Source organism: Gluconobacter sp. Gdi (assembly GCF_014132155.1).
Taxonomy (GTDB): domain Bacteria; phylum Pseudomonadota; class Alphaproteobacteria; order Acetobacterales; family Acetobacteraceae; genus Gluconobacter.
The window spans coordinates 57,248-69,829 of sequence record NZ_BLJQ01000009.1 but is presented as its reverse complement, the minus strand read 5'-3'; the positions used below and the strand labels follow the sequence as shown (position 1 = coordinate 69,829).

General features: G+C 58.7%; 17 protein-coding genes. 14 read left to right on the top strand and 3 right to left on the bottom strand.

What is annotated here, in order from left to right; genetic code table 11:
• Positions 1-8: 8 nt before the first annotated feature.
• Entirely contained in the window at positions 9-1,181 is a 1,173-nt protein-coding gene (locus JN414_RS13355; RefSeq protein WP_375781685.1) for a DUF3363 domain-containing protein, read from the top strand.
• Between the two features lie 5 nt (positions 1,182-1,186).
• On the opposite strand, the gene JN414_RS13350 is transcribed toward JN414_RS13355, so the two are convergent.
• Entirely contained in the window at positions 1,187-2,113 is a 927-nt protein-coding gene (locus JN414_RS13350) for a LysR substrate-binding domain-containing protein (protein WP_237390070.1), read from the bottom strand.
• 154 nt (positions 2,114-2,267) lie between these two features.
• Between JN414_RS13350 and JN414_RS13345 the strand changes: the two genes are divergently transcribed.
• From JN414_RS13345 to JN414_RS13320, 6 genes are read left to right on the top strand one after another with little or no spacing between them, the layout of a single operon-like run.
• Positions 2,268-2,822: a sugar ABC transporter gene (locus JN414_RS13345; RefSeq protein WP_202208377.1), complete on the top strand. Its 555-nt coding sequence runs from the start codon at positions 2,268-2,270 to the stop codon at positions 2,820-2,822.
• Between the two features lie 28 nt (positions 2,823-2,850).
• On the top strand, positions 2,851-3,141 hold the full coding sequence (locus tag JN414_RS13340; protein WP_231948159.1) for a hypothetical protein: 291 nt from the start codon (positions 2,851-2,853) through the stop codon (positions 3,139-3,141).
• Positions 3,142-3,174: 33 nt separating this feature from the next.
• Positions 3,175-4,017: an MBL fold metallo-hydrolase gene (locus tag JN414_RS13335; RefSeq protein ID WP_202208376.1), complete on the top strand. Its 843-nt coding sequence runs from the start codon at positions 3,175-3,177 to the stop codon at positions 4,015-4,017.
• 16 nt (positions 4,018-4,033) lie between these two features.
• Entirely contained in the window at positions 4,034-5,029 is a 996-nt protein-coding gene (locus JN414_RS13330) for an aldo/keto reductase (protein WP_202208375.1), read from the top strand.
• A 32-nt stretch (positions 5,030-5,061) separates the two neighbouring features.
• Positions 5,062-6,084: a LysR family transcriptional regulator gene (locus JN414_RS13325; protein ID WP_202208374.1), complete on the top strand. Its 1,023-nt coding sequence runs from the start codon at positions 5,062-5,064 to the stop codon at positions 6,082-6,084.
• A gap of 53 nt (positions 6,085-6,137) precedes the next feature.
• Positions 6,138-6,740, top strand: coding sequence for an isochorismatase family protein (locus JN414_RS13320; RefSeq protein WP_202208373.1), 603 nt, complete (start codon positions 6,138-6,140; stop codon positions 6,738-6,740).
• A gap of 23 nt (positions 6,741-6,763) precedes the next feature.
• Here the strand turns inward: JN414_RS13320 and JN414_RS13315 are convergent, their stop codons facing one another.
• Together JN414_RS13315 and JN414_RS13310 are read right to left on the bottom strand one after the other, a co-directional pair.
• Entirely contained in the window at positions 6,764-6,970 is a 207-nt protein-coding gene (locus JN414_RS13315; protein WP_237390069.1) for a helix-turn-helix domain-containing protein, read from the bottom strand.
• Positions 6,971-7,037: 67 nt separating this feature from the next.
• Complete coding sequence (locus tag JN414_RS13310; protein ID WP_202208371.1) at positions 7,038-7,322, bottom strand: helix-turn-helix domain-containing protein; 285 nt, start codon at positions 7,320-7,322, stop codon at positions 7,038-7,040.
• A 104-nt stretch (positions 7,323-7,426) separates the two neighbouring features.
• Here JN414_RS13310 and JN414_RS13305 point away from each other — a divergent pair, with 104 nt between their 5' ends.
• The 7 genes from JN414_RS13305 to JN414_RS13275 all read left to right on the top strand — a co-directional run bounded on the left by JN414_RS13305 (position 7,427) and on the right by JN414_RS13275 (position 12,580).
• Complete coding sequence (locus JN414_RS13305) at positions 7,427-7,723, top strand: DUF2285 domain-containing protein (RefSeq protein WP_061471202.1); 297 nt, start codon at positions 7,427-7,429, stop codon at positions 7,721-7,723.
• Between the two features lie 117 nt (positions 7,724-7,840).
• Positions 7,841-9,829, top strand: coding sequence for a conjugal transfer protein TraG (locus tag JN414_RS13300; RefSeq protein WP_202208370.1), 1,989 nt, complete (start codon positions 7,841-7,843; stop codon positions 9,827-9,829).
• An 8-nt stretch (positions 9,830-9,837) separates the two neighbouring features.
• Entirely contained in the window at positions 9,838-10,269 is a 432-nt protein-coding gene (locus JN414_RS13295; RefSeq protein ID WP_202208369.1) for a CopG family transcriptional regulator, read from the top strand.
• Positions 10,270-10,349: 80 nt separating this feature from the next.
• Positions 10,350-10,799 carry a hypothetical protein gene (locus JN414_RS13290; protein ID WP_202208367.1) on the top strand — a complete coding sequence of 150 codons (450 nt, stop codon included), beginning with the start codon at positions 10,350-10,352 and terminating at the stop codon, positions 10,797-10,799.
• Between the two features lie 247 nt (positions 10,800-11,046).
• Positions 11,047-11,976, top strand: a complete 930-nt coding sequence (gene trbB, locus JN414_RS13285; protein WP_202208366.1) for a P-type conjugative transfer ATPase TrbB — start codon at positions 11,047-11,049, stop codon at positions 11,974-11,976.
• On the top strand, positions 11,973-12,302 hold the full coding sequence (locus JN414_RS13280) for a TrbC/VirB2 family protein (RefSeq protein WP_202208365.1): 330 nt from the start codon (positions 11,973-11,975) through the stop codon (positions 12,300-12,302). Before trbB ends, JN414_RS13280 begins: the two co-directional genes overlap by 4 nt.
• Complete coding sequence (locus JN414_RS13275; RefSeq protein WP_202208364.1) at positions 12,302-12,580, top strand: VirB3 family type IV secretion system protein; 279 nt, start codon at positions 12,302-12,304, stop codon at positions 12,578-12,580. Before JN414_RS13280 ends, JN414_RS13275 begins: the two co-directional genes overlap by 1 nt.
• The last annotated feature ends 2 nt before the right edge of the window (positions 12,581-12,582 follow it).

Here is a 12,582-nt window from a genome sequence, read left to right as displayed (position 1 = left end):
CGGCCCTAGTGGCTGCACAAAAAGGCCGGACACATGAGAGCACCAGTTCCGTATGTTTCAAGACAAGATTTTCCTTGCGCCATAGAGGCCGTTCACACATGAGCGAGGGGTTGGAGCCGACGCTGCGCGAGATGGGCGAGCGCGGCGACATCATCCGCACGATGCAGAAGGCACTCCGGGCGGAGGGCGCCGAGCGCGACCCGATGAGCTTCGCGATCCATGATGCAGCACCTGCGACGCCGATCGTCGGTCGCGTCATCGACAAGCATCTGTCGGACGAACTGGGCGAAGAACTGACGCTGGTGGTCGATGGCATTGACGGGCGGACGCATCATGTTGCCGGCATGGACGCCGCCCGTGTCGCGGAAGCACGGATTGGCAGCATCGTCGAGATTGGGCCGCCTGATGGCACCGGGCGTCCCTCCGATCGCGCGATTGTTGGCATCGCCGAGGAGGGTGTCTACCGGCTGAGCCGTCATCTCGAACAGGCCCGGTTCGAGGGGCGCGTGCCGGGCGGCGACTATGACGGTTTCGTCGCCTCCCATGTTCGACGGTTGGAGGCCTTGCGTCGGGCCGGTATCGTCGAGCGGATCGACGCCGACCAGTGGCGTATCCCTGATGATTTCACCACCCGTGCTGCTGCCCACGATGCAGGACGGGGCGATAGGGCCAATATCCGTGTCCTTTCGACCTTTGACCTGGATAGACAGATCGGCGCAGATGGGGCGACCTGGCTCGACCGGCGGCTGGTCGGAGGTGTTGTGTCCGATCTGGTGCCTGCCGGTTTCGGGGAACAGGTGCGCGAGGCGATGGAGCGACGGTGGGATAGATTGATCGAGCAGGGGGATGCGGTCCGCCGACCGGATGGGCGTGTGAGTTACCGACGCAACCTGCTTGCGACGCTTCAGGAGCGGGAGGTCGCTCGTATTGGGGCAGACCTGGCCGCAACGAAGCACATGCAGTTTCGGGGCGCTGCTGATGGCGAGACGGTCAGCGGTACGTTTACCGGCACCGCTCAGCTATCGAGCGGGAAGTTCGCCATTGTCGAGAAGTCCCATGAGTTCACGCTGGTCCCGTGGCGGCCTGTGATAGAGCGCCGACTTGGCCAAGAGGTGACAGGCATAATGCAGGGTGCATCGGTATCGTGGCAGTTGGGGCGAAATAGAGGGCTTGAATTGTAACGGATTCAGCAGGGGTTGTTAAAGCTTGGATTTGACGATTGTGCCTCTTTAATAAGCCAATTTGCAAAAATCTGAGTTGAGCCGCCACTTAATCTGATCGGTTCTGGCAGGATCAGACAGAATGTCTTGGAAACCAAATTTCCCTCAGGCCAAGGCGCGATCAGACGACCGTCCGCCAGTTCTCTTTCGACATAGAGGCGCGGCACGAGTGCAACGCCAAGGCCGGCCAATGCAGCCTCGATCAGCATTATATGTAAATCGTAACGGGCACCGATCGCGGGGTTCGTCAGTGTGATCCCGGTTTCCCGTGCATATCGTTGCCAGGCGTCCGGGTTTTGCCGTCGATGCAGGCGCGGCAAATCATCCAGTGTCGTCGCCCCATCCCTGTCCAAAAGCGTGGGATGGCAAACGGGCACCAGCACTTCATTCAGCAGGTGGTGTGTCCGCATTCCCGTCCAGGCCGGATGGTCGAAATGGATCGCGGCGTCGAAACCGCTGCCGGCAAGGACAAAGGGTTCCATCCGCTCTGCGAGATGTACTGTGACGTTTGGATGTAGTTCTCGAAACCGTCCCAATCGGGGAATGAGCCACCGCGTTGCGAAAGTCGGGATGGCGGCGATATCGAGGCTCGCGCCATCGCTGGGTTGCCCCATCAGCACCTGACTGTCTCGTTCCAAGCGGTCGAGTGTCTCGCGAACTTGAGCGGCATAACGCTCTCCGTTCGGTAAAAGCCGAACACGATTTCCGATGCGCTCGAATAGTATGACGTCGAGGAAGGCCTCGAGCCGGGCGATCTGACGGCTGATCGCTCCTTCGGTCAGGGCTAGTTCATCCGCTGCGCGGGCAAAACTGCCATGACGAGCGGCAGATTCGAAGGCCATGAGCGCGGAGTTACTTGGTATCTTGCGGCGCATGAGCGGTTCCCGGCTCATTGATTCATTTCTTTGGTCAATCCCGCCGTGACATTAGGTCACTGAAGGATGATCCAATATCGATATATGTGCTGAGATTATCCGATTACCATGACAAACAATCAACCAGAGATGTGGTCAGGCCATGTTAACGGTTCCGGTCAAGGGATGTCAGATGATCTACACGGTGGAATGCAGTTTTGCCGATCCGCGCAGCGAAGCGGAATGGAACGACTTCTACAGCTTGGACAAGTTGCCGGCTTTGGTTTCGGTCAGCGGCTTTCATACGTCCCAGCGTTTCAAGGCGTTGCGCGAAGGTTGCCCTGTCTATCTTGCCATGCACTCGGTTGACGGTCTCGATGTCCTGACAAGTGAAGAGTATCGTCAGAAGGGCGGTGGCAATTTCGCGCGGTGGCAGCCCCACATTACCGACTGGCATCGCAATCTTTACGCTGGTCTTGATCGCACTCCCTCCGTCGGGCCTGACGAGATTCTGGCGATGAGCGAGAAAGGCCCGGAATCCTTGATCCGCTTGGGCTTCGCCTTCAACGCACTGCAAGCGGTCGCGTTGGAAAAATTCCCAGAATATCGATGGCTCGCCAGGCTGAAGCGGTCCCAGACGTTCGAGGCTCTGCCGAAGGATATTCATCTCTATGAGCCGATGACCGCACAGTTGGTCAATTCCGAAGATGCCGTCCCCGGAAAGCCTCGGCAGGCCAGCGATGCCTAACGTCACGCTTTTTATATCGCAGGACAAAATGCCGTCGGAAGAGACACTTACGACGCTCACTCAGGAATGCACAGCGCTTTGCACGGACCTCCTGGGGGCAGCATTGGACAAGGTACATATCATCTACGTCGCCGTCCGGCACGGTCGTGGACATCCGGTTTTTGCCGAAATTCAATTTCGGCTGGAAGTGTTTCGAACAGCTTCTGTCATGGAAAAGTTCATGGAGGAAATCGGTGACAGCATAAAGCGCAATACGGACCTTTCCGCCCGTATTCGCTGCTTTGGATATCCGACCGAAAACATTCACGCCCGCAACTGAATGACTGCCAGGCAGAGAACTCAGGAGAGAATAATGTCGGCTACACAATTCCCCTTCCAGCAGGTCGGAGATTTCACGATCACGGCGATCAGCGATGGCAATCTGAGCGCCAGCCTGGATCTCCTCTCGAATATCGAGCCCCCGGATGCCGCGCGGATGGAAGATGAAGCGGGGGTGAAGGACACCTCCGCCATTCATATAAACTGCTATCTGGTACGCGGGGGTGGTCGCACGGTCCTGATTGACGCTGGGGCTGGTGGTTTCAAGCAGTGGGGAGGCCTTTTGGCGTCCAATCTTCCACAGGCCGGAGTGCAGCCTTCCGGGGTCGACACGATTCTGCTGACGCATGCTCATCCAGATCATGTTGCTGGGCTTTTGGATAAAAACGGGGAGGCCGTCTTTCCGAATGCCGAGCTGGTCGTCCATAAGCGAGAAATCGAGTTCTGGCAGGATGACGGCAATCTGAGCCGCGCAAGCGAGCGGGCGCGTGGGAATTTTCTCATGGCGCGTCAAATATTCGAGAATTATCGAGACAGGTTACGTCTTTTTGAAGGAGGCGAGGTGTCCCCCGGCCTGACGGCTGCGCCGCTTCCGGGACATACGGCGGGGCATACTGGCTATCGCCTTGAATCCGGCGGTCGAAACCTTCTGATCTGGGGGGACATCGTTCATTTCCCAGAGATTCAGATTCCACGTCCGGATGTGTCGATCGCTTTCGACCTGGATCCAATTCTCGCAGCTGAGACACGGGCACGACTGCTTGACCTCGTTAGTTCTGAACGGTTGCTGATCGCTGGAATGCATCTTCGCGCACGTGGTTTTGGACGCATTGAGCGAAAAGGTCAGAGTTACAGCCTTGTCTATGAGGATGAATAAAAGAAGGAAAAGGTAAATGTTGTTCTCAAAGCTCGGCTCCACTGGCCTTGATATTTCGCGTCTCTGCTTGGGGTGTATGACTTTCGGAGAACCGGATGCCGGCGTTCATAATTGGACGATTGGCGAAGCTGATAGTCGACAGATTGTCAGGCGAGCAGTCGAGTGTGGGATCAATTTTTTCGATACTGCGAATAGCTACTCAGCCGGCACCTCTGAAGTGATCGTTGGTAAGCTTCTTAAGGAATATACCCGTCGAGACGAAGTAGTTATCGCCACAAAGGTCTTTTTTCCTGAACGGATGCTGGAAGGGAATGCTGCTCCTAATCGCAAGGGTCTCTCGCGCAAAGCGATCATGACCGAGATCGATGCCAGCCTGACGCGCCTTGGAACCGATTATGTCGATCTCTATCAGATCCACCATTGGGATTATGGAACGCCGATCGAAGAGACGATGGAGGCGCTTCATGATATCGTAAAGGCCGGCAAGGCCCGATACATCGGTGCTTCATCAATGTTCGCATGGCAATTCGCTAAAGCGCAGGAGACGGCGCGCCTCAACGGATGGACGCGCTTCGTCACCATGCAGAATTATCTTAATTTGCTCTATCGGGAAGAAGAACGCGAAATGATTCCGCTGTGCGCGGATCAGGGCGTGGGAATCCTGCCGTGGAGTCCATTGGCGCGTGGGCGGTTGGCACGCCCCGTTGGCGAGCAGACGAAGCGGAGCGAAAGCGATGCTTTCGGCCAGACGCTTTTCGCCGCGACGGAAGAGGCAGATAACGCAGTAATCAGCGCCGTAGAACGTGTCGCTGCTGCGCGTAGCATACCGATGGCACAGGTGTCTCTTGCTTGGGTTCTGGCTAAGCAGGAAGTGTCAGCTCCAATCGTTGGTGCCTCTAAATCACCTCATCTCGACGATGCTATAGCCGCCTTGGAGATCATGTTGAGCAGTGACGAGGTTGCGGCATTGGAGATGAATTACTTGCCGCATCCTGTTGCTGGATTTGAATAGATAGATCTGATTTCCAAGGAGACCATTGTGACATGCGTCGAACGCGGCACGTTCCGGAGATCAGGGGAGTTGCAGGCGGCAGGATACCGTTGATTTCACTTGTCCAGATGCTGGTGCTTGCCGAGCATCTGAACTTCCATCACGCCGCAAATGCACTCGGTGTTGCTCAATCGAGCGTCAGCACCCGAATCAAGGCGCTGGAAGAGACGTTGGGTCTTACCCTATTTGAGCGGCGTTATCGCGGCGTCCGGCTGACTGAGGCCGGGCGCCGCTTCGTTGCGGAGGTTTCGGCCGGTATCGAGCAGATCGACCATGCTGTCAGGACGGCAGGCGCGATTGCCGACGGCACGGTCGGGCGCCTTGCGATCGGGCTGAACGGTTCGATCGCGACGGGATTTCTCGCCGATCTGCGTCGGCGCTATCGCGCAGCCCACCCGGCAATCGAGCAGAGCATCATCGAAGGACCATCGTCACATACTCTCGCCATGATCCGCGAGGGCAAACTCGACGTGGCCTTTATCATCAATGTCGCCAATGTGCCTGATTGCCATAGCCTACATCTCTGGAACGAGGCGCTGGTGATCGCTCTTCCTGCCCCGCATCCGCTTGCGACCTTGGAATTCCTTGCTTGGGCTGACCTTGCGACGGAGAATTTCCTTGTCCGGTCAGGTGGCGCCGGGCCGCAGGTCTTCGAACATATCGTCCGGCGCGTGGCCGAACATGGACGATCGCCGCGCCTTCAGCGGCGCGAGGTCGGGCGGGACACGTTGATGCATATGGTTGCCGCAGGAGAAGGGATCACGCTGACCCACGAAGCAGGGAGCCATATGCCATTTCCCGGCGTCGTCTTCCGTCCGATCGACGACGAGAAGGAACACGCCCGGTTCAGCGCGGTCTGGTCGCCTCAGAACCGCAGCCCCGCGCTGCGTAATCTTCTGGTTCTCGCCACACATATGAGTCGTGTGGATGGTTTGACCATGCGGGGTCAAACCATGTCATCATCGTTGCCAGTCAAGATATCGGGACATTACGAAACGGGCGGCGAACGCTTATAAAACTATGAAGCGCCGGTCTGTAAAAATGACCTGTTGCCAGGAGGAAAATCCCAATGACCCTCGAAACCTTCCGTCATATCTACGGCCTTGATGACAGCCCGTCACCGCTCGACCGGTCGGTGCTGGTCCTGATCGACATCCAGCGCGAATATCGTGACGGGCGAGTACCGCTCGCCAATGTCGATGCGGCGGCGGATGAGGCCGGGCGGCTTCTCGATCTCGCGCGGCGCAAGGGCGTGCCGGTCATCCATATCGCCCATGACGCGGGACCAGGTGCTCCCGCCTTTGCCAGCGATGGTCCATATCGCGATTTCTTGCCCCAGGTGACGCCTCGCGAAGGGGAGACGGTTCTGTTCAAGACCCATGCGAATGCGTTTATCGGCACCGGGCTTTCGGACCGGATCAAGGAGACCGGTCGGAACGAGGTCATCATCGCCGGTGATACGGTGGGTGTCTGCGTGTCCACCACGGCCCGCGCGGCGGCGGAGGAATACGGCCTGCGCGTGACCCTGGTGGCGGACGCCATTGCAGCACGCGACGTCGCCGATCCGCTGGGTGGAACGATCGCGGCCGAAACCGTGCGTCGCGTTGCCCTGGCCGAACTTGCGGATATGTTCGCCGTCATCGTGAAAGACAGCGCCGCATGGAAAGAGTGAGGGCGTCTTTTTTCCTCAGCCGGTCAGCGCGGGTTGGCCGGGACAGCTTTCAATAGCGCGCCCGGTTCCACGTCCAGTGCCTCTGCAATCTTGCCCAGGATCGTAACGCTTGCCGACACGTCCGCGCGTTCGATCGCCCCGACATAGCGGGTGCTCAGGCCGGCACGATCGGCCAGTTCCTCTTGCGTCATGTCCCTGTCATGACGCATCCGACGCAGGTTGATCGCCATGACCTCCTTGAGGTCCATGCCATCATCGAGACCTATGTCGGAACGATCGTTCCAGGAATGATCGTTCCTATTCCTCCCGGCCCGTGGTATTCTCCCCGTCCGGTGGAGACTTTTTCGTGCCGTGTGCGAGACGGACGAGAAGATCCGCGCAGGAAACGCCAAGGGCGGCTGTTATGTCAGCGAACTCGATGACATCGATTCGGCGCTCGCCATTCTCATATTTGGCGACGAAGGATTGCGGTTTGCCAAGTGCAGCGGCCAGTTCCGCCTGCGTCATACCCCCGGTCTTGCGGGCTTCTGTAAGAAGCGATTGCAGCAAAAGCTGCCGGGGTGTGCGCAGGGATTTCTTCATGCGGAACAGCTCTCCGACGGGCAGGGAGCCGTTCCGATAATCCTGATTTAGGATTATCCCATTTTAGGATATAATTGACTGCAATCCTGCTGGAGGGCTGTCGGATGACAGCAAGACCCGAACTGGACCCCGATGTCGATGACCTGGCCCCGACCGTGCCGGAGATCACGACCTACGACGAAGTGCATTTCATCACCTATCTCCGCCTGCTCGATGCCGAGGCGGATCGGGCCGACTGGGCGGAGGTGGCGCGGATCGTGCTACATCGTGATCCGGCGGACGCCGAACGTACGCGCACCTGCTGGGAAAGCCATCTTGCCCGTGCGCAATGGATGACGAAAATCGGTTATCGGAAGATTCTCGAACAGGCCGTGATCGACGCCCGCGCAACCCGGCACTGACCGTCCTTTTTCTACGCCATGGTATCCGGCGATACGATCGCGACTCATTACATATTGCCTGTCGCTGGGTCGCCCCTTCTCTGATCGGTTTCAATCCCCAAGCCGATTGGAGCCCCGATGTCCGGAAGCCGTGTCCTGTGGGGGCAGGTCGCCCTCGTTCTGCTGATCGTCTTCGTCGCCATCTGGAGTGCCACGGAGTGGACGGCCTGGCGTCTCAGCTTTCAACCTCAGCTCGGCACTCCCTGGTTCATGGTGGCGGGCTGGCCGTTCTACGATCCGCCGGCCTTCTTCTGGTGGTGGTATTTCTACGACGCCTATGCGCCGTCGATCTTCGTGACGGGCGGATATATCGCCTCGTCCGGTGGAATTATTGGCAGCGTCGTTGCCATCGCCCTGTCGATCCTTCGGGCACGGGACGCCCGCAACGTCGCCACGTATGGTTCGGCACGCTGGGCAGATGTTGGTGAGGTGAAGGAAGCCGGGCTACTCGACCCCGACGGCGTGGTGCTGGGCCGGTGGGATCGGGACTATCTCCGGCATAACGGCCCCGAGCATGTTCTATGCTTTGCGCCGACTCGTTCGGGCAAAGGTGTCGGGCTGGTCGTGCCAACGCTGCTGACCTGGCCGGGCTCGGCCATCGTCCATGACATCAAGGGCGAGAACTGGGGGCTGACCGCCGGATTTCGTGCCCGGCACGGGCGCGTGCTGCTGTTCGACCCGACCGATCCGGCATCCTCGCCCTACAACCCGCTGCTGGAGGTCAGGCGTGGTGACAGGGAGGTGCGCGACGTCCAGAACATCGCCGATATCCTCGTCGATCCCGAAGGTGCGCTGGACCGGCGCAACCATTGGGAGAAGACCTCCCACTCCCTACTGGTGGGTGCGATCCTGCATGTCCTCTATGCCGAGCCGGACAAGACGCTGGCTGGTGTCGCCAATTTCCTCTCCGATCCGAAGCGGCCGGTGGAGGCGACGCTGCGTGCGATGATGTCCACGCCGCATCTCGGCAAGGCGGGCGTGCATCCCGTCATCGCCTCATCGGCGCGGGAACTGCTGAACAAGAGCGACAACGAGCGGTCGGGAGTGCTGTCCACCGCCATGTCGTTCCTGGGCCTCTATCGCGATCCGGTGGTGGCAAAGGTGACGGCACGATGCGACTGGCGCATCGCGGATCTCGTGTCCGGCAGCCAGCCCGCCAGTCTCTACCTTGTCGTGCCGCCGTCCGATATCGCCCGCACCAAGCCGCTGATTCGCTTGATCCTGAACCAGATCGGCCGACGGCTGACGGAGGATCTGCACGTTTCCGCCCATCGGCACCGGCTGCTGCTGATGCTCGATGAGTTTCCCGCCCTCGGCCGTCTCGATTTCTTTGAATCCGCCCTGGCCTTCATGGCGGGTTACGGGATTAAATCCTTTCTGATCGCACAGAGTCTGAACCAGATCGAAAAAGCCTACGGCGCGAACAACAGTATTCTCGACAACTGTCATGTCCGCGTCGCGTTTGCCACCAACGACGAGCGCACCGCCCGGCGTGTGTCGGATGCCCTCGGCACAGCGACCGAAATGCGTGATTCCACCAATTATGCCGGTCACCGGCTATCGCCCTGGCTCGGGCATCTCATGGTATCGCGACAGGAAACGGCACGCCCGCTGCTTACCCCCGGTGAGGTGATGCAGCTTCCGCCGACCGATGAACTCTTACTGATCGCGGGTGTGGCACCCGTTCGCGCGAAAAAGGCCCGCTATTACGAAGACGCGCGGTTCATGGAGCGTGTTCTGCCACCGCCCGCGACAGGGATGAAACGCCCGTCGGCACCTCCGACCGATGACTGGTCGGCGCTGGAGACAGGGGCTCCATCAGGAGGGCCAGCACCGGATGGCAGCACGGGCGCTGATGGTGATTCCGCCAATGCCGGCATCCGCCGCGAACCGGAATTACCGGAACATGAGGACGTCGTGCCCCCCGAACGTTCGGGCGTGCAGGAGTTCGATGTGCTCGACGACGAGCCGGATGACGATGCCGCCAAAGCGCGGGCCATACGCCAGCAAGCTCGTTTCGTTGCGCGGCAAGCGACGATGGACCCGGCTGATGGCCTCGACCTGTGAGGATGCCCATGTCGAGCAAGACCCGCATGAATGTGTATTTCGAGCCCGAGCTTCTGAAACAGGCGGAAGCGCTGCCGCTGCGGCGCAACGTCTCGAAGTCGGCGGTGATTGAGGTCGCTGTCGCTTCCTTTCTCTCGGCTGACGCATCGGAGCGACTGGAGGCGGTGTTCGCCCGCCGTATGGACAGGATCGATCGCCAGATCGGCGGGATGGACGAAGACCTCGCCATTATGGGCGAGACGCTGGCACTGTTCATCCGCTTCTGGCTGACCGTCACCCCGCCATTGCCTGACAGTGCCCAAGCATCTGCCAGGGCGAAAGGTGTCGAGCGGTTCGAGGGGTTCCTGCAATCGCTAGGGCGGAAACTGGCGACGGGAGATCGGTTTCTCAGGGAGTTGTCGCGTGATATAGATACTCGCCGTGATGGAAATAGTGGATAGGATGGAAAATATTCAATATTTTTCTAGGATATATTGTAGAAGAATATGTATTCGTATTCGACCATCAGAAAGGTAATAAAATGCCAACTTTATATGATAGACATGATGTTCATGAGGAATTGAGAATCAGGGAGGAACTCGTCGAAATCATTAAAAATGCCTTTGAAGGCCAATCTCAGGAAATTTATACATATTTAGAAAAATTATCATCTACTAATAATTTGGATTGTGATGATCCTGCTTTGACATTTCCTTACAAAAAGTGTGCAATGTCTGGATCAACAAACATTCAGGTTTATGTTGTTCTGCATCCCAATGAAGCATCTTATAATCGCGCAATGCATTTTGACGTGAGAATATCTGATGCCACCTATATTCTTCATGCATCGCTTATCGCTGAATCTGCCCAAGAGGCTTCTTCTTGGTTGTTTGTTAAGCCTTGCACTGGATATTGTAGTGACAGAACGAAATCATTGGCAGAATTGACTAGCTTATCGAAAAAAACACTAACTTTCTCGGGCTGTCCATAAAATACTATGATGAGTTTTGTGATAATATCTAGGCCTTCTAAAAATTTGCTTTAATGAATTTTTAATTCTGCCGATTGCCGCCGTTTCTTCGCTATTGCCGCACGGTTCGCAATAGCTGTTGAAACGAGCTGAAATCGGCCTTTTTTAATTATCCCCATGCGGGGACCATCTGTTCCGGTCCCGTTCGAGCGGGGGGCAGATGGTGGTTTCGCATCATAATTCGGACAGTCAGGCACGCGGCATCTCAATGCTGCGCACGGCGATGGGACCGGCGATCGCAGCGCACCTTGCCGATCCGGCCGTCGTCGAGGTCATGCTCAATCCCGACGGGCGGCTGTGGATCGACCGGCTGTCCGAAGGGCTGTCTGACACGGGTGAAACCATCACGCCCGCCGATGCCGAGCGCATCGTGCGTCTGGTCGCGCATCATGTCGGGGCGGAGGTGCATGACGCGGCCCCACGCGTCTCGGCCGAGCTGCCGACCGGGGAACGGTTCGAGGGACTGTTGCCACCCGTGGTGACAGCCCCGAGTTTCGCGATCCGCAAACCCGCCGTCGCCGTGTTCACTCTCGATGATTATGTCGCGGCCGGGATCATGACTGATGCCCAGGCCAGTTTCCTGCGTGAGGCAGTCTCGAACAGGAAAAACATCCTGGTCGCGGGTGGTACATCCACCGGCAAAACCACGCTGGTCAATGCCCTTCTGGCCGAGGTTGCAAAAACTTCCGACCGTGTCGTGCTGATCGAGGACACGCGCGAACTGCAATGCGCGGCCCCCAATCTCGTGTCGCTCCGCACAAGGGACGGCATCGTGACCCTATCCGAACTGGTGCGCTCGGCCCTGCGTCTGCGACCTGACCGTATTCCCATCGGCGAGGTGCGCGGTCCCGAAGCACTGGATCTGCTCAAGGCGTGGGGCACGGGCCATCCCGGTGGGATTGGCACGCTGCATGCCGGCACCGCCATCGGTGCGCTGCATCGCATGGAGCAGTTGATCCAGGAAATCGTCGTCACCGTGCCCCGCGCGCTGATCGCCGAGACGATCGACGTGATCGCTGTCCTGTCGGGGCGAGGCACACAGCGCCGGTTGTCCGAACTCGCCACCGTGGACGGGCTCGACCCCGCCACAGGCGCCTATCGCATTCATTCAATCGATACCGATGGAGATTTCCAATGAACATCACGCTGTTCCGCGTGCGTCGGCACGCGCCTGTCTTTTCCGCCGTGCTGCTGTCCATCGCATGGTGCTCCTCGGCCTTGGCGTCCGGATCGGACATGCCGTGGGAGGAACCGCTCAACCAGATTCTGGAATCCGTGCAGGGACCGGTAGCGCGTATCGTGTCGGTGATCATCATCACCGTGACCGGCCTGACGCTGGCGTTTGGGGAAACATCCGGCGGCTTCCGCCGCCTGATCCAGATCGTCTTCGGCCTGTCCATCGCTTTTGCGGCCAGCTCGTTCTTCCTGTCGTTCTTCAGCTTCAGCGGTGGAGCGCTGATCTGATGGGCGCCGGATATGACGATGACGCGGTGCCGGGCTTTCATGTCCCGGTGCATCGCTCGCTGACCGATCCCATCCTGCTGGGCGGCGCTCCTCGTACCCTGGCGATCGCCAATGGCACGCTGGGCGCCGCGATCTCGCTGGGTCTGCGGCTCTGGCTGGTCGGGGCGGTATTCTGGATCGTGGGGCATAGCCTCGCGGTTTGGGGTGCCAAACGCGATCCGCTGTTCGTCGAGGTCGGACGGCGGCATCTCCGCTACCCCGCCTGGCTGCGGGCATAGGA

Coding starts and splice junctions, on each gene's coding strand:
- JN414_RS13350 (WP_237390070.1), bottom strand. CDS start 2,113: ATGAGCCGGGAACCGCTCATGCGCCGCAAGATACCAAGTAACTCCGCG.
- JN414_RS13345 (WP_202208377.1), top strand. CDS start 2,268: ATGATCTACACGGTGGAATGCAGTTTTGCCGATCCGCGCAGCGAAGCG.
- JN414_RS13340 (WP_231948159.1), top strand. CDS start 2,851: ATGCCGTCGGAAGAGACACTTACGACGCTCACTCAGGAATGCACAGCG.
- JN414_RS13335 (WP_202208376.1), top strand. CDS start 3,175: ATGTCGGCTACACAATTCCCCTTCCAGCAGGTCGGAGATTTCACGATC.
- JN414_RS13330 (WP_202208375.1), top strand. CDS start 4,034: ATGTTGTTCTCAAAGCTCGGCTCCACTGGCCTTGATATTTCGCGTCTC.
- JN414_RS13325 (WP_202208374.1), top strand. CDS start 5,062: ATGCGTCGAACGCGGCACGTTCCGGAGATCAGGGGAGTTGCAGGCGGC.
- JN414_RS13320 (WP_202208373.1), top strand. CDS start 6,138: ATGACCCTCGAAACCTTCCGTCATATCTACGGCCTTGATGACAGCCCG.
- JN414_RS13315 (WP_237390069.1), bottom strand. CDS start 6,970: ATGGCGATCAACCTGCGTCGGATGCGTCATGACAGGGACATGACGCAA.
- JN414_RS13310 (WP_202208371.1), bottom strand. CDS start 7,322: ATGAAGAAATCCCTGCGCACACCCCGGCAGCTTTTGCTGCAATCGCTT.
- JN414_RS13305 (WP_061471202.1), top strand. CDS start 7,427: ATGACAGCAAGACCCGAACTGGACCCCGATGTCGATGACCTGGCCCCG.
- JN414_RS13300 (WP_202208370.1), top strand. CDS start 7,841: ATGTCCGGAAGCCGTGTCCTGTGGGGGCAGGTCGCCCTCGTTCTGCTG.
- JN414_RS13295 (WP_202208369.1), top strand. CDS start 9,838: ATGTCGAGCAAGACCCGCATGAATGTGTATTTCGAGCCCGAGCTTCTG.
- JN414_RS13290 (WP_202208367.1), top strand. CDS start 10,350: ATGCCAACTTTATATGATAGACATGATGTTCATGAGGAATTGAGAATC.
- trbB (WP_202208366.1), top strand. CDS start 11,047: ATGCTGCGCACGGCGATGGGACCGGCGATCGCAGCGCACCTTGCCGAT.
- JN414_RS13280 (WP_202208365.1), top strand. CDS start 11,973: ATGAACATCACGCTGTTCCGCGTGCGTCGGCACGCGCCTGTCTTTTCC.
- JN414_RS13275 (WP_202208364.1), top strand. CDS start 12,302: ATGGGCGCCGGATATGACGATGACGCGGTGCCGGGCTTTCATGTCCCG.